Here is a 22,057-nt window from a genome sequence, read left to right on the forward strand (position 1 = left end):
ATGCTTTGGCGTCTCCCTCACTGCCGAAAGGATTCGCCATGCAGTTCTCGTTTCGCACGCTGTCGACGTTCACCGCCGCGCTTTGTTTTCTGCTGGCGCTGGTCTGGGGTTTGATGCCGCAAGGGTTGTTGGCGATCTGGAGTATCGAGTATTCGTCGGCGGCGGGCTTTATCGCCAGGCGCAGTGCGGTGCTGTTCGGCGCATTGGGGGTGATGTTTTATCTCGTGCGGCAGGCACCGCCCTCGGCGGCGAGAAGCGCGATGTGCAGCGGCTTTATGGTGGGATGTTTCGGTTTGGCAGTGCTGGGCTTCGGCGAATGGCTCAATGGTCATGCCGGGCCGGGTATTTTGCTGGCGATCCTGGTGGAATTGGCGCTGGGCTTGGGGTTTATCCAGACCCGGCGCGTGTCGGTCGAACTGGGTGAAACGGCCGGTTAATGGGCTTTTGACGTCGGGTGCAACAGCTGGCTATGCCTGTTGTGCTCAAGGTCGGTGCGTAACTCGGCGATCAGATTATTGATTTCCCTACACCCGTTGAGGCGATGGGCGTCTATGCCGGTGACGCACAGGTCGAGTTGGTCAGTCTCGTTGTCCGAATACACTTTGACGGTCATCGACAGGTCCGGCGACAGCGTGCATTGGCAGCGCTTCGGGAGAAAACTGCTTTCAACGATATTGCGTAGTTCCAAGGCAGAAAGAAACATGGCCACCCTCTCGGTATTGTGAGATTGCCAATCAAGAATGTCGGTCGGAGCTCAGATCACCCGTTCTTTTCTTCCTGGCGGGCTTCCTCGTTCCAACGTCCGACCGTTTTTTTGTTTCAGCGTCGACTCAACGGGACCGTGGTCAACTCAAGACAGCTTCAGCATAAAACATGCCCAGAATTTCGCCCTGCGACTCGTCGGCAAATCAAGGGTTGGGCGGGGGTGGCAATAAAGCGAGTCGTGCAATATGCAAGAAAGGACTGTTTCAAGACCTGCATTTTGCAAACACCCCGATGACGAGTTTGCATTGGGTGAGGACGGCAGTGAAAATGCGGCCCATCCATTCAGTATCCGCTGACCCCACACACACGCAAGGAGGCATCATGGGTGCTTTGCCGCTTAACACGACCGTCGGGCTGATAGTCGCCGTTTTTTCGTCTGTAGCCCACGCCGCAACCCTCGAAGACGTCGCACCGTATCCCAAGCCCGAGAGCGGTTTTAACCGCCAGGTCATTCACCTCGCGCCGCAACAACAGGAAGACGGTTATCAGGTCGAGATTCTTGCCGGCAAGACCCTGACCGTGGACTGCAACCGTCAGCGCCTGGGCGGCATGCTTGAGGAAAAGAACCTTGAGGGTTGGGGTTACCCGTATTACCGCCTGGAAAAAGTCACCGGTCCGATGAGCACGCTGATGGCCTGCCCGGATGGCAAGAGCAAAAAGGACTTCGTGCCGGTGGTCGGTGACGGTTTCAGGCTGCGTTACAACAGCAAGTTGCCGATCGTGCTCTACGTGCCCAAGGACGTCGAAGTGCGCTACCGGATCTGGTCGGCGTCGAGCCATGTCGAGAAAGCCGTTCACGAATAACCGGTCTGTGTCCCTCACGCCGACACGCCGCTCAGCGCGGCGCGCTCGGCCACATGCCCCAAACTGTCGAAATTGATATTCGCGCCGGAATCGATGGCCACCAGGGTTTGCCCCCGTGCGCCGGTTCGTCCCACGTACTGCTTGATTCCTGCCACGGCCAGGGCGCCAGAAGGTTCAGTGATCGAGCGGGTATCGTCGTAGATATTCTTGATGGCCGCGCAGAGTTCGTCGTTGCTGACGGTCACCACCTCATCCACGCAAAACCGGCAGACCTCGAAACCATGAGCCCCGATTTCAGCGACGGCCACGCCATCGGCGAAAGTGCCGACGGTTGGCAGCACGACCCGTTCGCCGGCCTGTAATGCAGCCTGCAAGCAGGCGGAATGTTCCGACTCGACGCCGATGATGCGGACTTCAGGGCGCAGGTATTTGACGTACGCGGCAATGCCGGCGATCAAGCCACCACCGCCCACCGGAACGAAGATCGCGTCCAGCGGCCCTTGGTGTTGGCGAAGGATTTCCATGGCGACGGTGCCCTGCCCCGCGATCACGTCCGGGTCGTCGAAGGGCGAGACAAAGGTGCGGCCGGTTTGCTGTGCCAGGCTCAGCGCGTACTCTAGGGCAAACGGGAAACTCTCGCCGTGCAGCACCGCATCCGCTCCTCGGCTGCGAACCCCGTGCACCTTCAATTCCGGCGTCGTGCAGGGCATGACGATGGTTGCGGCGATCCCCAGCTCGCGGGCCGTCAACGCTACGCCTTGGGCATGGTTGCCCGCCGAGGCCGTGATCACACCACGAGCTTTCTGTTCGTCGCTCAGGTTCACCAGTTTGTTGTAGGCACCGCGGATCTTGAAGGAAAAGGTCGGTTGCAAGTCTTCGCGCTTGAGCAGGATCTGATTGCCCAATGCCTCGGACAAGGCCGGTGCGGCTTGCAATGGCGTGCGCACGGCGAGTTCGTAAACCGGCGCGGCGAGGATTTTTTTCACGTAGTGCTCAAGCAAGCTCTGCTGGGCGGGGGTGCTGCTCATGGTCGTCTCCTGACTTTGATCGGAGCCCAGAGACAGAAAGTAAAAACCCGCCTCTAGGGCGGGTTGGGTGCTGCAGTCGTGAGCTAGCCCGCCAAATAAGGAATGGCGGTAATAATGCTTGGCTGGCAGCGCAATACGGTGGAAGTCATGGCTGGAAATTAGCCGGACGCTGATGGCAAGTCAATGGCCAATTTTCAAGGGTCGCTGTAGGCTGGCGATTCTGCTCATTGTCCCAAGGAAGGAAACCATGAAATCTGTCGCCCTGCCCCTCATTGCCCTGATCGCGTTCACCGGCTACACCGTTTCGGTGATGTTGCAGGCCGAGCAGTCATTGCTCGACTTCGGCATCAGCCTGATGTCGCGGCCCGATACCGCGCAGGTGGTGATCGATCTATACCTATTGGCGACCCTTGCCGGTATCTGGATGTACCAGGATGCGCGCAAGCATGGGCAGTCGGGATTGTCGGTGGTTCCCTATCTGTTGGTGACGGCGATTTTTGTGTCTGTCGGGCCGTTGTTGTATCTGGTGGTGCGGGGGCTTCAACGCCGCAAGGACTCCATCGATGCCACTCAACAAGCATGATCCAGAATTGGTCTGATTTTGAGATGACTATCGCGAGCGGGCTTGCTCGCGAAGGCGATCTGACAGCCACCGGAATCACCTCGCCAGGCGCTTGAGGCCAATCACCATCCCCCCCGCCCCGAGCATCATCGCCGTCAGAAATAACGGATAGGAAACCCACCACGGCGTGCCGGCGGTCATCATGCTGAACTCGGACATTCCGCCAATGCTCGCAATCAGGTTCAACGGCAGAAACACCACGTTGATCAACGTCAGTTTGCGCAGCAGGTTGTTCATGCTGTTGTTCATCAGATTGCCCCGCGCATCGATCAGCCCGGAAAACACCGTGGAGTAGATTTCCGCCTGTTTGTAGCACTGGTTGTTCTCGATGATCAGGTCGTCGATCAAACCAATGGCCTCAGCGCTGAAGTGTTCCTTCGCCGCATGATTACGCAACCGGGTCAGGACCGCGCCGTTGCTGTGAATGGCGTTGATGTAATAGATCAGGCTTTCGCTGAGGTTGAACATCTGGATCAGATGCTGGTTCTGCATCGAGGCATTGAATTTTTGTTGCAACTCCCGGGCAACCATCTTGATCACCTTGAGGTGCCCCAGATAGTGGTGAATGTTGTTGAACAACAGGTCGAGCAACACATCCAGTGGCGTATTCAATGACTGCCGCGTGCCGAGGCCGCTAAGCGGTGAGTCGTCGGTGGCGATCACCAGCAGGCGCCCCGGGGAAAACAGCAAGCCGCAGGAGGACACCTCGAAGGCCAGGCTGCCGCCGCCGGAGTAGTTTTCCGGGCGCTTCCAGATCAGGAACAGGTTGTCGGGGTGGAACTCGATGCGCGACACCTCGTCGGGGTCCAGGGCCGAGGCCAGAGCGTGTTCATCGAGCTTGAAATGGCTGTGCAACAGATCCCGTTCGGCCGCATCGGGGTTACTGAATAGCATCACGTCGGCGTCTAGCCGCTCAATCGCGTGCAGGGCGCCGTGGCTCAGCTCAAAACTCTTGATCATCGGCCGCTCACCAGGCCTGGCCGCGGCGCTTGAGCTCCAGCCGACGGACAAACTCTTCCAGCACCAAGGAATACAAATCGTCCTGCAAGTAGGCGTCTTCGATGCCGGCGTCCATGTTCGGGTTGTCGTTGACTTCGATCACCACCACTTTGTCGCCGGACTGTTTGAGGTCGACGCCGTAGAGGCCGTCGCCAATGAGATTCGCGGTTTTCACCGCCAGTTCAACCACCGCGCGCGGCGCTTCGTGAACTGCCAGGGTGCGGCATTCGCCGTTGATGTCCTGGCCTTTGGCTTTGTGGTTGTAGATCTGCCAATGGCCCTTGGACATGAAGTACTGGCAGGCAAAGATCGGTTTGCGGTTGAGCACACCAATGCGCCAGTCGTATTCGGTGTAGAAGAATTCCTGGGCCAGCAGCAATACCGAGTGTTCGAACAGTTCGGCGGTGGCTTCAAGCAAGGCTTGCTGGCTTTCAACCTTGATAACGCCCTTTGAGAAACACCCGTCGGGTATCTTCAGCACCAGTGGAAACCCCAGACGCTCGCCTACCCGCTCGAAATCTTCCGGTCGTTCCTTGTAGAGGATTTCAGTGGCGGGCATACCCAGCTGATGGCTTTTGAGCAAATCAGTCAGGTACACCTTGTTGGTGCAGCGCAGGATCGACGCCGGGTCATCCATCACCACTAAACCTTCACTCTCGGCTTTTTTGGCGAAGCGGTAGGTGTGGTTGTCGACGCTCGTTGTCTCGCGAATCAGGAGCGCGTCGTACTCGGCGATTCGGGCGTAGTCCTTGCGTTCAATCAGCTCGACGTCGATGCCTAGTGTCTTGCCGACCCTGACAAAGTTGTCCAAAGCCTTGGGATTGGAGGGCGGTAATGCTTCTAGCGGATCGTGCAGAATGGCCAGGTCATAACGGGCCAATCGCCTGGAGCGCGGCATGCGCCAGATCTTGCGACTGAAACTGTCGAGTGCATGAGCGAACTGATCTTCCTGATCTTCACGCAACTTATGCAAGGCGCCAAACCTTACACCTTCGATGTGCCAACCGTTAGTTCGACGAAACTCAACCAGCAATATAGGACAAGGAAAAACCTCGAACAACTGTCGAGCGAGATCCTGTAATGGTTCGATAGAAGTTTTGCCGAAGTACATTGTCAGGGTAAACCCTTCGGTATCGCTGTAAAGATGATTGCTGAGGGCTTTTTCCAGGGTTTTATCCAGATCATCCAGGGACAGGCCATACAGGGATTTACGGGTCAGTTCGCTGATGGTCCGCACCGACGGAATAACCTTGTGCCCCCGCGCCTCAGCCAGCAGCGAGCAGTAATAGCCGTGCCCGAGGTACTTGTAGCTGCGGCACAGGTTGATCACCTGAACCCGTTTGCCCTGCTCGTTGTCGCGGGTCTGTTCGAGGTATTCCTGGGCAGTGACGATGTCTTCACTGGGGAAGTAGGAGGCCCAGTCTTCCTTGCGTTCGACGATGATCATCAACTGGCTGGAAGTTCTGATCGAGCCATTTAAATAATTTGCAGAAGTTATTGCTGTCGGCAACTTTTGCTCAGATACTTCGCGCCAATGACCTTGTACCGCTGACATAGTGATTGATCCATTGAAGAACAAGACCTTTCCTATTAAGCACGAACTTTTTCGAAAGTCCCGTTTCGTTACGTAACTTTTACGGCGGTCATATGAATCCTGTTTTTCGCTTGGCGGTAGTTGAAGACATACCGGCACTGCTGGCACTCGAACAGCAATGTTTCACAACGGATCGGCTCAACAGTCGCAGTTTTCAATGGATGATTAGTCGGGCTCACGGGCAACTGCTGGTGGCCCAACGTGGCGAGCAATTAGTGGGCTATGCGGTGGTGCTGTTTCACCGGGGCACTTCATTGGCGCGCCTGTACTCGATTGCGATAGCCCTTGATGCTCGCGGCAGTGGACTGGGCAAGCAATTGCTCGAACGTGTCGAGGCCTGCGCCGTTGAGCATGACTGCGCCTACCTGAGGCTGGAAGTGCGTATCGACAATCCGACGGCGATTGCGCTGTATGAGCGCAACGGCTACCGGCGTTTCGCGCTGATTCACGACTATTACCAGGACCATGCCGACGCGCTGCGATTGGAAAAACGTATCCTCCAGCACCGCGATTCACGCAACATCAAGGTGCCTTACTACCCTCAGACCACCGAGTTCACCTGTGGCCCGGCCTGCCTGCTGATGGCCATGGGCGCGCTGCAAGAAGATCGAGCGCTGGAGCGTGGCGAAGAGCTGCAAATCTGGCGCGAGGCGACCACGGTGTTCATGACGTCTGGCCACGGTGGCTGCAGCCCTCAAGGTCTGGCGCTGGCAGCGTGGCGGCGTGGCTTTCGGGTGCAGCTACAACTGAGCATGGCCGGGCCGTTGTTTCTCGACGGTGTGCGCGATGCGCATAAAAAAGACGTAATGCGCCTGGTACACGAGGAGTTCACGGCGCAGTTGCAAGCCATCGATGTGCAACGAATGATCGGCGGACCACTGGATCTGCCACGGTTACTGCACGATGGCGGACAGCCGCTGGTATTGATCAGCAGCTATCGCCTGACCCGTTCCAAGGCACCGCACTGGGTGATCGTCACCGATTGCGATGAAGAGTTCGTCTACCTGCACGATCCGGATGTGGATCACAGCCAGCATCGTCAGCCGATGGACTGCCAGCACTTGCCAGTCAGCCATGGCGAATTCGACAAAATGTGCAGTTTTGGGCGAGGCAAGCTGCGGGCAGCAGTGATTCTCTACCGGCGTGAGTAAACCTGTGGCGAGGGAGCTTGCTCCCGTTCGAGTGCGAAGCAGTCGATTGCATGGGGGCGCTTCGCACCCCGGCGGGAGCAAGCCCCCTCGCCACAGGTTATGCGTTTTACTTCAGGCCAAGCTTGTACAGCACCCCGCCATCTTCATCGGTCAGTACATACAAATAACCATCCGGCCCCTGCCGCACATCGCGGATTCGTTTGTTAAGTTCACCGAGCAGCCGCTCTTCGTGAATGACTTTGTCGCCTTCGAGCTGAAGGCGAATCAGCTCCTGACTCACCAACGCCCCGATAAATACGTTGTGCTGCCAGGCCTTGAAGCGATCGCCGTCGTAGAAGGCCATGCCGCTCAGGCCCGGGGATTTTTCCCAGACATGGTGCGGGCCCACAGTGCCTTCGGCGGTTTCGCCCTTGGCTTCCGGCACCGGCAAGCCGGAATAGTTGATGCCGTGGGTTGCCATCGGCCAGCCGTAATTTTTGCCTCGTTCAATGATATTGATCTCGTCGCCACCCCGAGGGCCATGCTCATTTTCCCAGAGTGTGCCGCTCCAGGGGTTGAGTGCCGCGCCTTGCGGGTTGCGTTGGCCGTAGGACCAGATTTCCGGGCGAACGCCTTTTTGCCCGACAAAGGGATTGTCCTTCGGCACCTTGCCGTCCGGGTAGAGCCGCACGATCTTGCCTTGCAGTTTGTCGAGGTCTTGCGCCGTGGGCCGGTCGTTATTCTCGCCCAAGGTGATGAACAGATAACCGTCGCGGTCGAACACCAGTCGCGAGCCGAAGTGATTGCCGACCGAGAGCTTGGGCTCCTGGCGGAAGATCACGTTGAAATCCTTGATCGCCGTCAGGTCTTCCGACAACCGTCCGCGACCGACCGCCGTGCCGGCCTTACCGCCTTCACCGCCCCCTTCGGCGTAAGACAGATAGACCATGCGGTCTTGCTTGAAATCGGGCGACAACACCACATCGAGCAATCCGCCCTGCCCCTTGGCCCAGACCTGAGGCACGCCACGGAGCGGGCCCGAGAGTTTGCCGTCGGCGCTGATCAGCCGCAGGTTGCCGGGCCGCTCGGTCACCAGCATCCCTTGGCGGTCGGGCAGAAACGCCAGCGCCCAGGGGTGCTCCAGGCCTTTAACGATTGGCGTGAGCTCAACGGTGCCCTGCTCGCTTTTAAAATCCTGTGTTGGCGCCGCGAAGACGGGCGCCGTGACTGTCAATAATGCGCTGGCACAGAAAGTAGCCAAGAAGGCTTTACGCAACATGCACGATTCCTTTTGTCGTCAATATGGCTGGCAAGACTTCTGTTCTGCCGTTCAACGGTAGTTGCGGCCCGAGTCCCGGGGCGGAGGATTGGGAATGAATTTCGGTTGGCTGGTGGGCGCCGGTCGATCTTGTGGGTAGCGGTTGCCGATCCCACCGTTATCCAGCGTTGGCGGTCGTGGCACAGGCACCGTGCCTGGGCCGCGAATCACCGGGATGCTCGGCTGGGTGCCTTGCATGCTGTTGGGATTGGCCCGGCGAATCGGGCTGTTGTAGGGATTGTTGTTGGTGCTGCCCGGCAGGTTCTGCGCCAGCAGCATGGGCGAGGACGGCGATGCGGCATCTGCCAGAGCCAAAGGGCTCAGCACGCCACTCAATGCCAGTGCGATGACGCCGAGCACACATCGGTTCATGAGGACCTCTCTAAATGAGCGTGCCATGCTTCACGGATGAATAGAGCCACGCTACGCCCAGGGTCCGGATTTGTTAACCAAAACCTGCTCCACAAGATGTAACACGAGTTGACCGCACCGCTGATCCGCCCGCGGGACCGGGCCGCCGCCGACTGAAACTTTTGCCCTTGGCCACAGGTCACCAGAACATCAATCGACGAGATCACGACGATGGCACGGGCAATCTGGAAAGGCGCAATCAGTTTCGGTCTGGTGCACATCCCCGTGGCGCTGGTCTCGGCAACGTCTTCGCGCGGGATCGATTTCAATTGGCTCGACAGCCGCACCATGGACCCGGTCGGCTACAAGCGCATCAACAAGGTCACCGGCAAGGAAGTCACTCAAGAGCACATCGTCAAAGGGATCGAGTACGAAAAGGGACGTTACGTGGTGCTCAGTGAAGAGGAGATTCGTTCGGCCCATCCAGTGTCGACCCAAACCATCGATATTTTTGCCTTTGTCGCCAGCAAGCAGATCCCTCTGCAAAACATCGACACGCCCTACTACCTGGCGCCGGACAAGCGCGGCGGCAAGGTCTATGCGCTGTTGCGCGAAACCCTCAGCAAAACCGACAAGGTCGCCCTGGCTCGCGTTGTGTTGCATTCGCGCCAGCACTTGGCGGCCCTTATGCCGCTGGAGTCAGCCATGGTGCTGGTGATGCTGCGTTGGCCCGCCGAAGTGCGCAGCCTCGATCAACTGGAACTGGGCAGTGAAGTGACCAAGCCGGATCTGGCCAAAGGCGAGCTGGAGATGGCCAAACGGCTGGTGGAGGACATGAGTGCCGACTGGACGCCCGAAGAGTACCGCGACAGCTTCGAAGACAAGATCATGGCGCTGGTCGAGAAGAAAGCGAATGAAGGCAAGATCGAAGATGTCGAAACGGCGACAGGGGAAGAGGTGCGTAAAACCGCCGATGTTATCGATCTGACCGAGCTGCTCAAGCGCAGCCTTGGTGGCAAGGGCGGCGGTAAAACGACAGCAAAAGCCAAAACGACTACAGACAAAAAAGCCACGAAGCATTCTCGTGGCTGACCGGTCCCAGCAGCATTCATAAATTATGCGGTGAAAATACCGGCCTCTTCGCGGGCAAGCCCGCTCCCACAGTATCGGCGTCGAATACAAATTCTGCGAACGCCGCCAAACCTGTGGGAGCGGGCTTGCCCGCGATGGCGTCATGCGCCACAACGCAAAATTCAGATCAGCACAAAAAACGCCAGCAATCCACCAAAAACCGCCCACTTCTCCAGGTAGTAGCGAGTGCGGTTACGCCTCTTGAGCGCTTTGCCACGCAGGCGAATCTTGTAGATTCTGGCGAACAATCGGTTGATGCCACCGACCTTGTCGCCCGCATCGTTCGGCGCGCCCGCCGCCGCCATCACCGTGCGGCTGAACCAACGATTGAACGCCGCCGCCCAGCGATACTTCATCGGCCGCTCGATGTCACAGAACAGAATGATGCGGTTTTGCGCGGTGGTGTTTTCGGCGTAATGAATGAAAGTCTCATCGAACATCACCGCTTCGCCGTCGCGCCAATGGTAGTTCTCACCGTCGACGTTGATATAGCAACCGGCATCGTTCGGCGTTTCCAACCCCAAGTGATAACGGTAGGAACCGGCATACGGATCGCGGTGACGGACCAGTTTCGAACCCGGAGGCAATTCGGCGAACATCGCTGCCTTGATCGAGCCGATGCTTTGCACCAGTTCAGTCGTGCGCGGGCAGAGCTTTGCGGCGGATGGGTGACTGTCGCCGTACCACTTGAGATAAAAACGCTTCCAGCCACTTTTGAAAAACGAGTTGAAACCAACGTCGTCGTACTGATTGGAACGCTTGATCTCCCCGGCCTCGAGCAGATTCTGGCCTTCGGCACGAATCTCTTCCCAATGGGCTTGCAAAGGGCTCAAGTCGGGAAAGTCTGCCAGATTGAGATAAGGCTTGTTGGGCGTTTTGGAGAACAGGTAAAGGAAGCAATTGATCGGCGCCAGAAACGTCGAGTGGTCGCTTAGTTGTCGGCCTAATTTGTGACGCACCTTCCCGCGCAAGTGAACATACGCGACGGAGATGACATAAATAGAGGCAATGATAAGTTTCACGAAAATCGTCACACGTCAGAAGTGAACAAACTGCGTCCCGATGGCGCGTCCTTGAGTCATGCCAATGGTCGGCATGGTGATGAAAGATGGCATTTTAGCCACACTTTGTAACTAATAGTTAACCTTCAACTGTGAAAATGTGTAGCGCGGATCGGCCAGTAATTTGAATCGTTCTCTTGATAGTAGCCTCATGCCATACCACCATTCGTCGCCTATGTAAACATGGCGCCGGTTACACCACAGTGTCTGGCTCAGGCTTTGCAGAAGCCGGACGTAGCAGCCCCAGAACGACGTAATTCTGACACGGCGGCAATTAAATTAACGCTTAGGACTCCAGCGATACGCTTGGTCAGTCACCGGGAGATGTAACGTGTCAACTCTCAATGAAATCGCAGCGAACCACGCGAGAATGGCTAAGGCAAAAGAAGAAGAGTCGACCGGGCTGAGTGAGCGGCACCTTCAAATAGTGGGAAGTTTTGAAATCCCATCCATTGATGAACAACAACACATTCCACTGCACCTCATCACCGGAGGGCAGGACAACCACCTCGGACAAGCCACTGGCTACGTGCTCTGAGTCTCGACCTGGTCAGTCACCGGTTTGTCGCGCGCGGTTCAGCGTGCGGCAAAGCCAGAGTTTCAACTGCTGTTGCTCAGCGGCAAATAGTCATTGGCACCACTGCGACTCACAGGGGATTGCGTCGTTGTCGCCGTCCATTTTCATTCCTGGGCAGTTTTGCAGAAAGTTCTTGGCTTCTGCGCACGAGGTCATCTGCGAACAATATTTGCGTCCATCACATTTGAATGGCGCTGAAACAGGCTTCGACGCAGTCACGACTATAGAGACTGCTTTAGAGGCTTCTTTGGGATTCGATAGTTGAGCCGCAGCCCAGGACTGTAGTTCAGGGAAAAGCTTCCAAGCCAACAGACCAACAACAAGCATCACCAAAATCAGTTTCATTTTGATCCCATCCGTGATGAAAGACCGTTTGCGTTCTCACGCTGCCTGCTTTCCAGCGTAACCCACTAATCCACTCACAGCCTGCCGGGGGAATGGCGGGCGAGGAGCGTGTCTTGGGCGAGAACCAAGAAGAGTATCTGCGAGCCGCTATCGATCAGGCGATGGTCAGCGGTGATGACAACGAAGCGCCAGCGCGCCCGGAAACCCGGCCCCTGACGTAGAAGAATAGACCCCTCTGCACCTTCTGCCGCCATGCGCGGCATAGGGGAGATGAATCTGAATAGGTGCCCACCCTGACCAACTGCTGGCCATTCAGTAATCCATCTGAAACACACTTGGCCGGGCAAGCGGTGCTGACTTTACCCAGAGCCACGCCCAGTGTCCCGAACACAACGCTGAACAAAAATAACATCGAGGTGTGATCAAGGAGTTCCCCTGCGTGTGCTCGCCCCGGAATGAGCCAAACCATCAGACAGATCCCGGTTCTGCACAAACCGGGGCCGAACCTTGAAGAAGCGCGCGACACGTTATCGCCCACCGTACAACTGCCGTCACACTTATGCGACAATATGCGCAATGTCTGGCATGAATCCCGCCTTTATTGCCCAACAGCTTGGACACAGCGTCCAGATGCTGCTCTCGACTTATGCGCGCTGGTTGAACGCTAGCGCTGACTGGGAAGAGATGGAGAGAAACTCCAGGATGTCCCAGGAATGGCCCAAGCGCCAAATGCGCAGCTCGCAACTCATTGATAGGTAAAGTAATTGATCTCCACAGCTAACATCACGATGCAGTTCGGCGCCAAGCCGCTATTCGAAAACGTTTCGGTCAAATTCGGCGCCGGTAACCGCTACGGCCTGATCGGCGCCAACGGTTGCGGCAAGTCGACCTTCATGAAAATCCTCGGTGGCGACCTCGAGCCGTCCGGCGGCCAAGTCATGCTCGAGCCGAACGTGCGTCTGGGTAAACTGCGCCAGGACCAGTTCGCCTACGAAGAATTCACCGTGATCGACACCGTGATCATGGGTCACGAAGAGCTGTGGAAGGTCAAGGCCGAGCGCGACCGCATCTACTCGCTGCCGGAAATGACCGAAGAAGACGGCATGGCCGTGGCCGAGCTGGAAACCGAATTCGCCGAAATGGACGGCTACACTGCCGAATCCCGTGCCGGCGAGCTGTTGCTGGGCCTGGGTATCGGCATCGAGCAGCACTTCGGCCCGATGAGCGAAGTGTCTCCGGGCTGGAAACTGCGCGTGTTGCTGGCGCAGGCACTGTTCTCCGATCCTGAAGTGCTGTTGCTCGACGAACCGACCAACCACCTGGACATCAACACCATCCGCTGGCTGGAAAACATTCTGACCCAGCGCTCCAGCCTGATGATCATCATCTCCCACGACCGTCACTTCCTGAACAGCGTGTGCACCCACATGGCTGACCTGGACTACGGCGAGTTGCGCCTGTTCCCGGGCAACTACGACGAGTACATGACCGTGGCGACCCAGTCCCGCGAGCAATTGCTGTCGGACAACGCCAAGAAGAAAGCACAGATCTCGGAACTGCAATCGTTCGTCAGCCGCTTCTCGGCCAACGCCTCGAAAGCCAAACAAGCGACCTCCCGCGCCAAGGCGATCGACAAGATCCAGCTGGCCGAGGTCAAGCCTTCGAGCCGTGTGAGCCCGTTCATCCGTTTCGAACAAACCAAGAAGCTGCACCGTCAGGCGGTCATCGTCGAGCGCATGGCCAAAGGCTTCGACGGCAAGCCGCTGTTCAAGGACTTCAGCTTCCAGGTTGAAGCCGGCGAGCGCGTAGCGATCATCGGCCCGAACGGTATCGGTAAAACCACCCTGCTGCGCACCCTGGTCAACGAATTGACTCCAGACGCCGGCACCGTGAAGTGGACCGATGCCGCGGAATTGGGCTACTACGCCCAGGACCACGCTCACGACTTCGAAGACGACTGCAACCTGTTCGACTGGATGGGTCAATGGACCCAGGGCGGCGAGCAGCTGGTTCGCGGCACCCTCGGCCGCATGCTGTTCTCCAACGACGAGATCCTCAAGTCGGTCAAGGTCATCTCCGGTGGTGAGCAAGGTCGCATGCTGTTCGGCAAGCTGATCCTGCAAAAGCCGAACGTGCTGGTGATGGACGAACCGACCAACCACTTGGACATGGAATCCATCGAGGCGCTGAACCTGGCGCTAGAGAACTACCCGGGCACGCTGATCTTCGTCAGCCACGACCGTGAGTTCGTATCGTCCCTGGCCACTCGCATCATCGAGTTGAGCGCTGATGGCGTGATCGACTTCAGCGGCACCTATGATGACTACCTGCGTAGTCAGGGTGTGTTGATGTAAGACGGCTGCAAGCTTCAAGTGAAAAGCCCTGTCCTGGTGACAGGGCTTTTTGCATTTCAGGGCCAAGGCACGCTTTTGATCGTTCCCACGCTCTGCGTGGGAATGCCGCCAGGGACGCTCCGCGTTCCCGCTTTGAAGGGTGACGCAGAGCGTCACGGGATGCATTCCCACGCAGAGCGTGGGAACGATCGCCAACTGCATCGTTAGCCTGCTTCCTTTTATTTCCCGCCCACGCCATGATGCAGTTCTCCTACCGCCGCCCGCGAACGAGCTCTCATGTCTGTGCAGCAACTGCCCCCGCAAAGCTCAATGGCGATCACCCTGCAGATCGTCTCCATCGTTTTCTATACCTTTATTGCCTTCCTCTGTATCGGCCTGCCGATTGCCGTGTTGCCGGGGTATGTCCATGAGCAGTTGGGGTTCAGCGCCATCGTCGCGGGGCTGACCATTGGTTCTCAGTACCTGGCCACCCTGCTCAGTCGGCCCATGGCCGGGCGTCTGTCGGACAGCATCGGCACCAAGCGGGCGATTGTTTACGGCTTGTCGGGGATTGCGTTGAGCGGCGTGCTGACTTTGCTGTCGACCCTGCTGCAAAGTGTGCCGTGGTTGAGCCTGATCATCCTGATCACTGGCCGCTTGTTGCTGGGCATCGCTCAAGGGTTGATCGGGGTCGGCACGATCAGTTGGTGCATGGGCCAGGTCGGTGCCGAGCACACGGCGCGTTCGATTTCCTGGAACGGGATCGCTTCGTATGGTGCCATCGCTATCGGCGCGCCGCTGGGCGTGGTGATGGTCGCTGAACTGGGGTTCGCCAGCCTCGGGATCGTGCTGTCGTTACTGGCCTTGATGGCGCTGCTGTTGATCCGCAACAAACCTTCGGTACCGGTGATTCGCGGCGAGCGCCTGCCGTTCTGGGCGGTGTTCGGGCGCATTGCCCCCTTCGGCGCAAGCCTGAGCCTGGCGTCCATCGGTTACGGCACACTCACCACTTTTATTACCCTGTATTACGTCAGCCTTGGCTGGACCGGCGCGGCTTATTGCCTGACGGTATTCGGGGTCTGTTTCATTCTGGCGCGGCTGTTGTTCATATCCAGCATCAACCGTTTCGGCGGCTTCACCTCCGCCATCGCTTGCATGACCATTGAAACCGTGGGGCTGGTCCTGCTGTGGCTGGCGCCCTCAACGGGTTATGCCTTGATCGGCGCTGGGCTGACCGGGTTCGGCCTGTCGCTGGTGTATCCGGCGTTGGGTGTGGAAGCGATCAAGCAAGTGCCTAATTCCAGTCGCGGAGCGGGTTTGAGTGCTTATGCGGTGTTTTTCGATTTGGCGCTGGCGATTGCCGGACCACTGATGGGCGCGGTGGCGTTGAACCTGGGCTATTCGTGGATTTTCTTTAGTGCGGCGTTGTTGTCGGTGACCGGACTCGGTTTGACGTTGCTGCTGAAACACCGCGCAATGGCCTGACACCTGCAATCCCTTGTGGGAGCGAGCCTGCTCGCGATGGCCACAGGGTTCCGGGGACATTATTGATCCGCGGTCTGCATGCCGGCGCGGGTGGGTTTGCCCAGAGCATGGGCGAAGAACCGTCCGGCTTCGGAAATCATGTTGCGGTGAATGTCCTTGCGGTCGACGCCATCGGCATCGGTGCACAGTGCCGGCATGGTGGCGATCTGTTCTTCGTTGCACGGCGCCATAAATACGAAGTGCCCTGCCCCGGCCAGCAACTTGAAGTCCGGTGCGGTCGGCAGTTTACGCGCAAGCGCTGCGGCGTTTTTGTCGAACGCCACCAGTTTGTCGCCATCGCCGCTGTACAGCAGCACCGGCACATGCACGTCGGCCAGGGTATGGCGACCGAACTTCAAGCTCAGCGGCGCCATCAGCAGCAAGGCATGCACGCGCGGGTCCGCCACTGGCTGCAAGTCATCACGATCGACGATCAGTTCGCCTTGGGTGTTGCAGGCATCGTGATCATCCGGGCGCTCCTGGCAATAACGGCGCAGGCGATCCAGATCCGGGGTGGCGCCGGACAGGATCAGCGCAGTCTCACCGCCCGCCGAATAGCCAATCACCCCGACCTGCTGCGCATTGACGAAAGGCGTGAGCATCCGGTCGCTGAGTGTCGCGGTAATGGCTTCGGAAATCTGAATCGGCCGCCCGTAAAGGTTGCTCAAGGTGCCGAGGCGGCTGTGGTCTTTGGAGTTGTCGCCGGGATGGATCACCGCCACCACCACGAAGCCCTTGCGTGCCAATGAGGTGGCGAGGTCGTGCAGGGCCAGCGGGGTTCCGGTGTTGCCGTGAGACAGCATCAACATCGGAAAACGTCCGATGGCGACTTTGGTGTTTTCACCCGCTTCGACCGCGTAGCCCTCGAGCGTGCTGGAATGTTCCTTTTCACTGGACGGGTAAAACGCGATGGCTCGCATCGGCTGCAAGTCCAGCGGATCAAGGAAGGTCATCTCATGGAAACCGACGCTCCAGTGAGGATGTGGCGCAGACGCGGCGTGCACAAAACCCAGACTGCCGAGCAGGCAAATCAGTAGCGTTGCACAAAGACGCACCATGGAATGCCCCACCTTGTTACCTGACCGCCAGATGTCAGCCCTCGACTGCATAACCTGGGCCAGAGACTGATAACCGTCAGAAACAAAAAACTCCGTACCTGGCCATCACGATGACCAGAATACAGAGTTTCAGGGGTATTGCCCGAGCTGTTTACGACTCTACGCAAGCCTTACGCGGCGGCGAACAATTGCTCGCTGATGTGCGCCTGAGCGTCGCTCATGGCTTTGGTGCGCACTTCATCACCGTAGGCCAGGCCATGGGCGCGGACGAACTCGATGTCGGTGATGCCGAGGAAGCCGAACAGCACTTTCAGATAGTCTTCGTGAGCAGTGCCGGTTGGTTGGCCAACGTGCAAACCGCCAGACGTCGAAACGATCACCACTTTCTTGCCGCCGCACAGGCCTTCAGGGCCGGCTTCGGTGTAGCGGAAAGTCTGACCGGCCACGGCGATGCGGTCGATCCAGGCCTTGAGTTGGGTCGGGATGGTGAAGTTGTACATCGGCGCGGCAATTACCACGGCATCGGCGGCGAGGAATTCGGCCAGGGCCTGGGCGCTCAGATCGGCTTCGTGCTGTTGCGCGGCGTTGCGCAGTTCAGCGGCGGTGCCGGCGGCGACCAGGGTGGTGGCGGAGAAATGGCTGATGGCATCGGCGGCCAGGTCGCGGTAAGTCACCACAACGCCAGGCTCGGCGGCTTGCCAGGTTTTGACGACTTCGCGACTCAGCTGACGGGAAGCCGAGTTGTCACCCAGAATGCTCGAATCGATATGCAGTAATTTCATGTGGGATCTCCAAGGTGAGGATCGCCACCCGGCGATCTGATGGAGACAATCCTACCGACGAAACCAATAGATGATTAGTCGGTAACAATGCGATAGTTCGTCTCACTGATAGAACAGTCGAGTTTGAAACCAAATGCAAGACCTTAATGATCTCTACTACTTCGCCAAAGTGGTCGAAGCCGGTGGTTTCGCAGCGGCCGGGCGTTTGCTGGGGATTCCCAAGTCGCGGCTGTCGCGACGCATCGCCGAACTGGAAGAACGCCTGGGCGCGCGCCTGCTGCAACGCACCACCCGCCAACTCAACCTCACCGCTGTGGGCGAGCGTTACTTGCGGCATTGTCAGGCGATGCTGCTGGAGGCCGAGATGGCCGATGAAGCGGTGGCCAGCATGTCCAGCGAGCCCCGGGGACGCTTACGAGTGTCCTGCCCCGTGGGGTTGGCCCACCAAATGCTGCCTGGGGTGATCAGTCACTTCCTGGAAAAATTTCCTCAGGTTCAGCTGGAAGTCATGCTGCTCAACCGTCGGGTTGACCTGATCAACGAGGGCGTGGACGTCGCCTTGAGAGTGCGGGATCTGGGTGATGAAGATCCATTGCTGGTCACCCGCCGCCTGCGTCAGGCCCAAATGCTGATGGTTGCAAGCCCGGCTTTTTTGCTCGGTCGTGAAATCAATCATCCCGAAGACCTGAAAAACCTGCCCGTACTCGGCGCTCTGGAAGCCGACCGCATGGTGCACATTCGCATGCTTGATCAACAGGGCAAAAGCTACGACCTGAGCCTTGAAGCGCGATTGGGCTGCGAAGATTTTATCGTGCGCAAAGCCTGCACCCTCAACGGCCAGGGCTTTACCATGCTGCCTATGATGTATTGCGAGCAAGAGCTGGAAAGCGGTTCGCTGGTGCAACTGTTGCCCGACTGGTCATTGCCCGGCGGTTGGCTCCAAGCCGTCTACCCTCATCGACGCGGGGTGATGCCGGCGGTGCGTGCCTGGATCGACCATTTGATCGAATCATTCAATGTTTGCGGGGACAGACTGTTATGAAAGCGGGACGAATGAGCGAAGAGGATGTCGCGCAATACTGCCTGGCATTGCCCGGCGCGCGGGAGGATTACAAGTGGGGTGGCGTGCGGGTGTTTTCGATTGCCGGGAACAAGATGTTCGCCTTGCAGAACCTGCGGGGACAGTCCCTGGCGTTCAAGGTCGACAAGGACTTGTTCCTGGGCCATTGCGACCGGCCGGGCATTCACCCGGCGCCGTATCTGGCCCGGGCTCAGTGGATCATCATGGAAACGCCCTACCCGCTGGGCACCGAAGAGCTGCAAGGCTTGCTGCAACGTTCCCACCAATTGGTGGTGAGCAAATTGCCCAAGCGCACGCAGGTCGGCTTGCTGCTTTAAAGTGCTTTAAAACAACGCAAACAGGTTAGCGCCCAGAAACAGCTGGTCGATCCAGAACACCTGGTGCATCAACACGATGAGCCAGAACACCAACTGAAACGAGACTTTGCGGGTCTTGTGCCGAAACGCTTGCTGAGCCAGCAAGGCCCCCGGCCAACCGCCCGCCAACTCCACCGCGTGCAAGACGTTCTCCGGCGTACGCCAACTGTCGGCGCGGGCCTTGTGCTTGTCGCTCCAGTACAGGAAAAACGCCAGCACGCTGACGATGCCGTAGGCCGCCAGTGGAATCACCGACACCCCGCGCAGCCACAGCGACACCGAGCCAAACAACGGCACTGCGCACAGCACAGCGAATGCCAGCAATTTCAGCCGCAGGTTCTGAATGGCGCCCCCGGACTTGCGTCCGGGGTTGTTGTTGCGCGCACTGGAATCGTTCATGGCTTGACCGCTGTCCAGTCGACCCAGCCGAATTGCCAAGTGGCCAGGATCACCAGGCCGAACACAATGCGATACCAGGCGAATGTCGCGTAGCTGTGGCTGGCAATGAACAGCAGCAAGCCGCGGACAGCGATCATCGCAAAGATAAACGCGGTGACGAAGCCAATGGCGAACACCGGGAAATCAGCCGGAACAAACAGGTCGCGGTATTTGTAGCCCGAGTACACCGCCGCGCCGACCATGGTTGGCATGGCGAGGAAGAACGAGAATTCGGTAGCCGTCTTGCGCGACAACCCGAACAGCAGACCGCCAATGATCGTCGAGCCGGAACGCGAGGTCCCGGGGATCATCGCCAGACACTGGGCGAAGCCGACTTTCAGGGCGTCTTTCCAGGTGATGTCATCGACGCTTTCAGCATGCACTTCATGCTGACGACGTTCGGCCCACAACATGACGACCCCGCCCACGACCAATGCGGTGGCCACGGTAATCGGGTTGAACAGATACTCGTGAATCAAGTCGGCGAAAATCACCCCCAATACCACAGCCGGCAGGAAGGCGATCAACAGGTTTGCGGTAAAGCGTCGGGCACTGGGCTGCGTCGGCAAGCCGATGACCACGTCGAAGATCTTGCGGCGAAACTGCCAGACCACCGCCAGGATCGCCCCGAGCTGAATGATGATGTTGAAGGCCATGGCCCGCTCGCCCCCAAAGTTGAGCAAGTCCGCCACGATGATCTGGTGCCCGGTACTGGAAATGGGCAAGAATTCCGTCAACCCTTCTACAACGCCTAAAATCAATGCCTGAAAGGCCGTCCAAAGATCCATCAATCCCCCAAGAAGCAATACCCCCAGGCATGCTCCGTTAATAATTTATAAGCGTTAACTGCGATCAACCTTAGCTGAATCCCCGCGCGCACAAGATTCACGCAAAACCGTAAAAATTGCGTGAAAAAAGACTTGGGCTCAGGTTTTTCCGTGCGGGGCCGAAATCCTATCAGACACGCCTCATTTACGCTGCCGCGTAATAGGACCTGAGTCGGATAGGCCCGATCGGCAAAGTGTGGTTGGATGCTGGCGATCGTTTATTACAAAAACAAGAAACCGGAGTAACAGCGTTATGAACAGCTTGCGCAGTGTGTCGATCAGCCGACGCTTGTGGCTCATCTTGATCGTGGCCGTGGTGATGCTATTGACGTTGGGCGTGTTGATGCTCAAGCAGATTCACGACGATCTCTATCAAGCCAAGGGCCAGAAGACCCAGCACGTGGTGCAGACCGCCAGTGGCATCCTCACCTACTATCACAGCCTGGAAACCGCCGGCACCCTCACCCGCGACGCCGCGCAAAAACAGGCGCTGAACGCTGTGCGCGGTTTGCGCTACGACCAGAACGACTATTTCTGGATCAACGATCTGACGCCGGTCATGATCATGCACCCGACCAATCCGAAACTTGATGGCCAGAATCTCTCGACGATCCGCGACCCCGACGGTTTCGCGCTGTTCAACGAGATGGTCGCCATCGCCAAGGCCAAGGGTGCCGGCATGGTCGATTACCGCTGGCCGAAACCGGGCGCCAGCGCGCCGGTGGAAAAAACCTCCTATGTGAAACTGTTCGAGCCCTGGGGTTGGGTGATCGGTTCTGGCGTGTACATCGACGACATGCAGGCCGAATTTTATGCGCAGGTCTGGAAGGCCTCTTTCGTGGGCCTAGTGATTGCCCTGATCATGGCGTTGCTGGTGATCATGATTGCCCGCAGCATCGTGCGCCCACTCCAGGAAACCGTGAACGCCATGGCCAACATTGCCAGCGGTGAAAGCGACCTGACCCGTAGCCTCGATACCCACGGCCAGGACGAAGTGACGCAATTGGCCCGGCACTTCAACGCCTTTACCACCAAACTGCGCCTGGTGATCAGTCAGCTGCAAGCCTCCGCCAGCGCGCTGGGCCAGTCATCCAGCGAACTGGGCAACGATGCCGCGCAAGCTCAGCAACGCAGCCAGCAGCAATCGCAGCAGATGGAATTGGTGGCAACCGCGATCAACGAAGTGACCTACGGCGTGCAGGATGTGGCCAAAAACGCCGAGCACGCGGCCAGCGAAATGCGCGATGCCGAGTCTCAAGCGCAACAGGGCCAGGTCAATATCGACGGCAGCTTGCAGCAGATCGACAAGCTCTCTTCGACCATCGATCAGGCCGTGGAAGTGATTCGTACGCTGGCCGATGAAAGCACGCAAATCGGCAGCGTTCTGGAAGTGATTCGCTCCATCGCCGAGCAAACCAACCTGCTGGCCCTCAACGCCGCTATCGAAGCCGCCCGGGCCGGCGAGCAAGGTCGCGGGTTTGCGGTGGTTGCCGATGAAGTGCGCCTGCTGGCCCAGCGCACTCAGAAGTCGACGGCGGAAATCCAGTCGATGATCGAACGCCTGCAAAGCCATTCCGAAGCGGCGGTGAAGGTGATTGGCGACAGCAGCCGTGCCTCGCAACTGACCATCGAGCAGGCCGGCCTGGCGGGCGCCAGCCTGAATGCCATCGGCCAGGCTTTGCGCAACCTCAACGGGTTGAACGCTTCAATTGCCAGTGCGACCTTGCAACAAGCCCACGTGGTGGAAGACATCAACCAGAACGTCACCCAGGCAGCCGGGTTGTCCCACAGCACAGCACTGGCGGCCGAACAGTCGAGCGTGGCCAGCGTTCACCTCAAGGAATTGAGCGAACAGTTGAACGGGTTGCTCAAGCAGTTTCGGGTGTAATTCTTTCTATACCCAACGCGGTCCCCTCTGTAGGAGCGAGGCTTG

Annotated in this window: 22 protein-coding genes and 2 pseudogenes; 12 read left to right on the forward strand and 12 right to left on the reverse strand. The window is 58.1% G+C overall.

Annotation, left to right across the window (positions count from 1 at the left end; translation table 11 throughout):
* The first annotated feature begins 38 nt into the window (after window positions 1-38).
* Window positions 39-437 (forward strand): hypothetical protein, encoded by a 399-nt coding sequence (locus MMG91_RS00745; RefSeq protein WP_310658405.1) that lies wholly within the window; start codon window positions 39-41, stop codon window positions 435-437.
* Here the strand turns inward: MMG91_RS00745 and MMG91_RS00750 are convergent.
* Entirely contained in the window at window positions 434-703 is a 270-nt protein-coding gene (locus MMG91_RS00750) for a DUF1652 domain-containing protein (protein ID WP_305506699.1), read from the reverse strand. The two genes, MMG91_RS00745 and MMG91_RS00750, sit on opposite strands and share 4 nt — an antisense overlap.
* A gap of 383 nt (window positions 704-1,086) precedes the next feature.
* On the opposite strand from MMG91_RS00750, the gene eco reads away from it, so the two are divergent.
* Window positions 1,087-1,569, forward strand: a complete 483-nt coding sequence (gene eco / locus MMG91_RS00755) for a serine protease inhibitor ecotin (RefSeq protein ID WP_310658406.1) — start codon at window positions 1,087-1,089, stop codon at window positions 1,567-1,569.
* Between the two features lie 32 nt (window positions 1,570-1,601).
* On the opposite strand, the pseudogene ilvA reads toward eco, so the two are convergent.
* Window positions 1,602-2,597 (reverse strand): annotated as a pseudogene (gene ilvA / locus MMG91_RS00760) (threonine ammonia-lyase, biosynthetic); the annotation flags it as partial.
* A 247-nt stretch (window positions 2,598-2,844) separates the two neighbouring features.
* Here ilvA and MMG91_RS00765 point away from each other — a divergent pair.
* Window positions 2,845-3,180 carry a DUF2834 domain-containing protein gene (locus tag MMG91_RS00765; protein ID WP_310658408.1) on the forward strand — a complete coding sequence of 112 codons (336 nt, stop codon included), beginning with the start codon at window positions 2,845-2,847 and terminating at the stop codon, window positions 3,178-3,180.
* A gap of 75 nt (window positions 3,181-3,255) precedes the next feature.
* Here the strand turns inward: MMG91_RS00765 and MMG91_RS00770 are convergent, their stop codons facing one another.
* Window positions 3,256-4,179: a magnesium transporter CorA family protein gene (locus MMG91_RS00770; RefSeq protein ID WP_310658409.1), complete on the reverse strand. Its 924-nt coding sequence runs from the start codon at window positions 4,177-4,179 to the stop codon at window positions 3,256-3,258.
* Between the two features lie 7 nt (window positions 4,180-4,186).
* On the reverse strand, window positions 4,187-5,665 hold the full coding sequence (locus tag MMG91_RS00775) for a RimK family protein (RefSeq protein ID WP_310658410.1): 1,479 nt from the start codon (window positions 5,663-5,665) through the stop codon (window positions 4,187-4,189).
* A 200-nt stretch (window positions 5,666-5,865) separates the two neighbouring features.
* On the opposite strand from MMG91_RS00775, the gene rimI reads away from it, so the two are divergent.
* On the forward strand, window positions 5,866-6,963 hold the full coding sequence (gene rimI, locus MMG91_RS00780) for a ribosomal protein S18-alanine N-acetyltransferase (protein ID WP_310658411.1): 1,098 nt from the start codon (window positions 5,866-5,868) through the stop codon (window positions 6,961-6,963).
* A gap of 106 nt (window positions 6,964-7,069) precedes the next feature.
* Here rimI and MMG91_RS00785 read toward each other — a convergent pair whose 3' ends face one another.
* Together MMG91_RS00785 and MMG91_RS00790 are read right to left on the reverse strand one after the other, a co-directional pair.
* Window positions 7,070-8,221, reverse strand: coding sequence for a PQQ-dependent sugar dehydrogenase (locus MMG91_RS00785; RefSeq protein WP_310658412.1), 1,152 nt, complete (start codon window positions 8,219-8,221; stop codon window positions 7,070-7,072).
* 51 nt (window positions 8,222-8,272) lie between these two features.
* Window positions 8,273-8,632 carry a hypothetical protein gene (locus MMG91_RS00790; protein WP_310658413.1) on the reverse strand — a complete coding sequence of 120 codons (360 nt, stop codon included), beginning with the start codon at window positions 8,630-8,632 and terminating at the stop codon, window positions 8,273-8,275.
* 210 nt (window positions 8,633-8,842) lie between these two features.
* Between MMG91_RS00790 and MMG91_RS00795 the strand changes: the two genes are divergently transcribed.
* Window positions 8,843-9,703 carry a Ku protein gene (locus MMG91_RS00795; RefSeq protein ID WP_305449635.1) on the forward strand — a complete coding sequence of 287 codons (861 nt, stop codon included), beginning with the start codon at window positions 8,843-8,845 and terminating at the stop codon, window positions 9,701-9,703.
* 161 nt (window positions 9,704-9,864) lie between these two features.
* Here MMG91_RS00795 and lpxO read toward each other — a convergent pair whose 3' ends face one another.
* Window positions 9,865-10,764 (reverse strand): lipid A hydroxylase LpxO, encoded by a 900-nt coding sequence (gene lpxO / locus MMG91_RS00800; RefSeq protein ID WP_310658414.1) that lies wholly within the window; start codon window positions 10,762-10,764, stop codon window positions 9,865-9,867.
* A gap of 370 nt (window positions 10,765-11,134) precedes the next feature.
* On the opposite strand from lpxO, the gene MMG91_RS00805 reads away from it, so the two are divergent.
* Window positions 11,135-11,341, forward strand: a complete 207-nt coding sequence (locus MMG91_RS00805) for a hypothetical protein (RefSeq protein WP_305449633.1) — start codon at window positions 11,135-11,137, stop codon at window positions 11,339-11,341.
* A 90-nt stretch (window positions 11,342-11,431) separates the two neighbouring features.
* On the opposite strand, the gene MMG91_RS00810 is transcribed toward MMG91_RS00805, so the two are convergent.
* Window positions 11,432-11,725, reverse strand: coding sequence for an excalibur calcium-binding domain-containing protein (locus MMG91_RS00810; RefSeq protein WP_310658415.1), 294 nt, complete (start codon window positions 11,723-11,725; stop codon window positions 11,432-11,434).
* 525 nt (window positions 11,726-12,250) lie between these two features.
* Here MMG91_RS00810 and MMG91_RS00815 point away from each other — a divergent pair.
* The 3 genes and pseudogenes from MMG91_RS00815 to MMG91_RS00825 all read left to right on the forward strand — a co-directional run.
* A pseudogene (locus MMG91_RS00815) lies at window positions 12,251-12,484 on the forward strand (hypothetical protein); the annotation flags it as partial.
* A 5-nt stretch (window positions 12,485-12,489) separates the two neighbouring features.
* Window positions 12,490-14,079 carry an ABC-F family ATPase gene (locus tag MMG91_RS00820; RefSeq protein ID WP_123496728.1) on the forward strand — a complete coding sequence of 530 codons (1,590 nt, stop codon included), beginning with the start codon at window positions 12,490-12,492 and terminating at the stop codon, window positions 14,077-14,079.
* A gap of 276 nt (window positions 14,080-14,355) precedes the next feature.
* Window positions 14,356-15,543, forward strand: coding sequence for an MFS transporter (locus MMG91_RS00825; protein WP_310658416.1), 1,188 nt, complete (start codon window positions 14,356-14,358; stop codon window positions 15,541-15,543).
* A gap of 59 nt (window positions 15,544-15,602) precedes the next feature.
* Here the strand turns inward: MMG91_RS00825 and MMG91_RS00830 are convergent, their stop codons facing one another.
* Complete coding sequence (locus tag MMG91_RS00830; protein WP_310658417.1) at window positions 15,603-16,640, reverse strand: dienelactone hydrolase; 1,038 nt, start codon at window positions 16,638-16,640, stop codon at window positions 15,603-15,605.
* Between the two features lie 170 nt (window positions 16,641-16,810).
* Window positions 16,811-17,422, reverse strand: a complete 612-nt coding sequence (locus MMG91_RS00835) for an FMN-dependent NADH-azoreductase (protein WP_305449630.1) — start codon at window positions 17,420-17,422, stop codon at window positions 16,811-16,813.
* 133 nt (window positions 17,423-17,555) lie between these two features.
* On the opposite strand from MMG91_RS00835, the gene MMG91_RS00840 reads away from it, so the two are divergent.
* Window positions 17,556-18,464, forward strand: a complete 909-nt coding sequence (locus MMG91_RS00840; RefSeq protein WP_310658418.1) for a LysR substrate-binding domain-containing protein — start codon at window positions 17,556-17,558, stop codon at window positions 18,462-18,464.
* Entirely contained in the window at window positions 18,461-18,820 is a 360-nt protein-coding gene (locus MMG91_RS00845; RefSeq protein ID WP_095630514.1) for an MmcQ/YjbR family DNA-binding protein, read from the forward strand. Before MMG91_RS00840 ends, MMG91_RS00845 begins: the two co-directional genes overlap by 4 nt.
* 6 nt (window positions 18,821-18,826) lie before the next feature.
* Here MMG91_RS00845 and MMG91_RS00850 read toward each other — a convergent pair whose 3' ends face one another.
* Both MMG91_RS00850 and MMG91_RS00855 read right to left on the reverse strand, forming a co-directional pair.
* Window positions 18,827-19,258 carry a DUF1294 domain-containing protein gene (locus tag MMG91_RS00850; RefSeq protein WP_305506678.1) on the reverse strand — a complete coding sequence of 144 codons (432 nt, stop codon included), beginning with the start codon at window positions 19,256-19,258 and terminating at the stop codon, window positions 18,827-18,829.
* Entirely contained in the window at window positions 19,255-20,085 is an 831-nt protein-coding gene (locus MMG91_RS00855) for an undecaprenyl-diphosphate phosphatase (protein WP_305426624.1), read from the reverse strand. Before MMG91_RS00855 ends, MMG91_RS00850 begins: the two co-directional genes overlap by 4 nt.
* 292 nt (window positions 20,086-20,377) lie before the next feature.
* On the opposite strand from MMG91_RS00855, the gene MMG91_RS00860 reads away from it, so the two are divergent.
* Entirely contained in the window at window positions 20,378-22,012 is a 1,635-nt protein-coding gene (locus MMG91_RS00860; protein ID WP_305506677.1) for a methyl-accepting chemotaxis protein, read from the forward strand.
* The last annotated feature ends 45 nt before the right edge of the window (window positions 22,013-22,057 follow it).

Origin of the sequence: Pseudomonas sp. JL3 (genome assembly GCF_031570575.1) — a bacterium.
Classification (GTDB): domain Bacteria; phylum Pseudomonadota; class Gammaproteobacteria; order Pseudomonadales; family Pseudomonadaceae; genus Aquipseudomonas; species Aquipseudomonas cucumis.

What these genes read in the sequence shown, in the direction of transcription:
- eco (WP_310658406.1), top strand. Translation starts at nt 1,087, where the DNA reads ATGGGTGCTTTGCCGCTTAACACGACCGTCGGGCTGATAGTCGCCGTT.
- MMG91_RS00795 (WP_305449635.1), top strand. Translation starts at nt 8,843, where the DNA reads ATGGCACGGGCAATCTGGAAAGGCGCAATCAGTTTCGGTCTGGTGCAC.
- MMG91_RS00745 (WP_310658405.1), top strand. Translation starts at nt 39, where the DNA reads ATGCAGTTCTCGTTTCGCACGCTGTCGACGTTCACCGCCGCGCTTTGT.
- MMG91_RS00845 (WP_095630514.1), top strand. Translation starts at nt 18,461, where the DNA reads ATGAAAGCGGGACGAATGAGCGAAGAGGATGTCGCGCAATACTGCCTG.
- MMG91_RS00750 (WP_305506699.1), bottom strand. Translation starts at nt 703, where the DNA reads ATGTTTCTTTCTGCCTTGGAACTACGCAATATCGTTGAAAGCAGTTTT.
- MMG91_RS00850 (WP_305506678.1), bottom strand. Translation starts at nt 19,258, where the DNA reads ATGAACGATTCCAGTGCGCGCAACAACAACCCCGGACGCAAGTCCGGG.
- rimI (WP_310658411.1), top strand. Translation starts at nt 5,866, where the DNA reads ATGAATCCTGTTTTTCGCTTGGCGGTAGTTGAAGACATACCGGCACTG.
- MMG91_RS00860 (WP_305506677.1), top strand. Translation starts at nt 20,378, where the DNA reads ATGAACAGCTTGCGCAGTGTGTCGATCAGCCGACGCTTGTGGCTCATC.
- MMG91_RS00775 (WP_310658410.1), bottom strand. Translation starts at nt 5,665, where the DNA reads ATGATCATCGTCGAACGCAAGGAAGACTGGGCCTCCTACTTCCCCAGT.
- MMG91_RS00785 (WP_310658412.1), bottom strand. Translation starts at nt 8,221, where the DNA reads ATGTTGCGTAAAGCCTTCTTGGCTACTTTCTGTGCCAGCGCATTATTG.
- MMG91_RS00765 (WP_310658408.1), top strand. Translation starts at nt 2,845, where the DNA reads ATGAAATCTGTCGCCCTGCCCCTCATTGCCCTGATCGCGTTCACCGGC.
- MMG91_RS00790 (WP_310658413.1), bottom strand. Translation starts at nt 8,632, where the DNA reads ATGAACCGATGTGTGCTCGGCGTCATCGCACTGGCATTGAGTGGCGTG.
- MMG91_RS00830 (WP_310658417.1), bottom strand. Translation starts at nt 16,640, where the DNA reads ATGGTGCGTCTTTGTGCAACGCTACTGATTTGCCTGCTCGGCAGTCTG.
- MMG91_RS00840 (WP_310658418.1), top strand. Translation starts at nt 17,556, where the DNA reads ATGCAAGACCTTAATGATCTCTACTACTTCGCCAAAGTGGTCGAAGCC.
- MMG91_RS00810 (WP_310658415.1), bottom strand. Translation starts at nt 11,725, where the DNA reads ATGAAACTGATTTTGGTGATGCTTGTTGTTGGTCTGTTGGCTTGGAAG.
- MMG91_RS00835 (WP_305449630.1), bottom strand. Translation starts at nt 17,422, where the DNA reads ATGAAATTACTGCATATCGATTCGAGCATTCTGGGTGACAACTCGGCT.
- MMG91_RS00855 (WP_305426624.1), bottom strand. Translation starts at nt 20,085, where the DNA reads ATGGATCTTTGGACGGCCTTTCAGGCATTGATTTTAGGCGTTGTAGAA.
- MMG91_RS00770 (WP_310658409.1), bottom strand. Translation starts at nt 4,179, where the DNA reads ATGATCAAGAGTTTTGAGCTGAGCCACGGCGCCCTGCACGCGATTGAG.
- MMG91_RS00825 (WP_310658416.1), top strand. Translation starts at nt 14,356, where the DNA reads ATGTCTGTGCAGCAACTGCCCCCGCAAAGCTCAATGGCGATCACCCTG.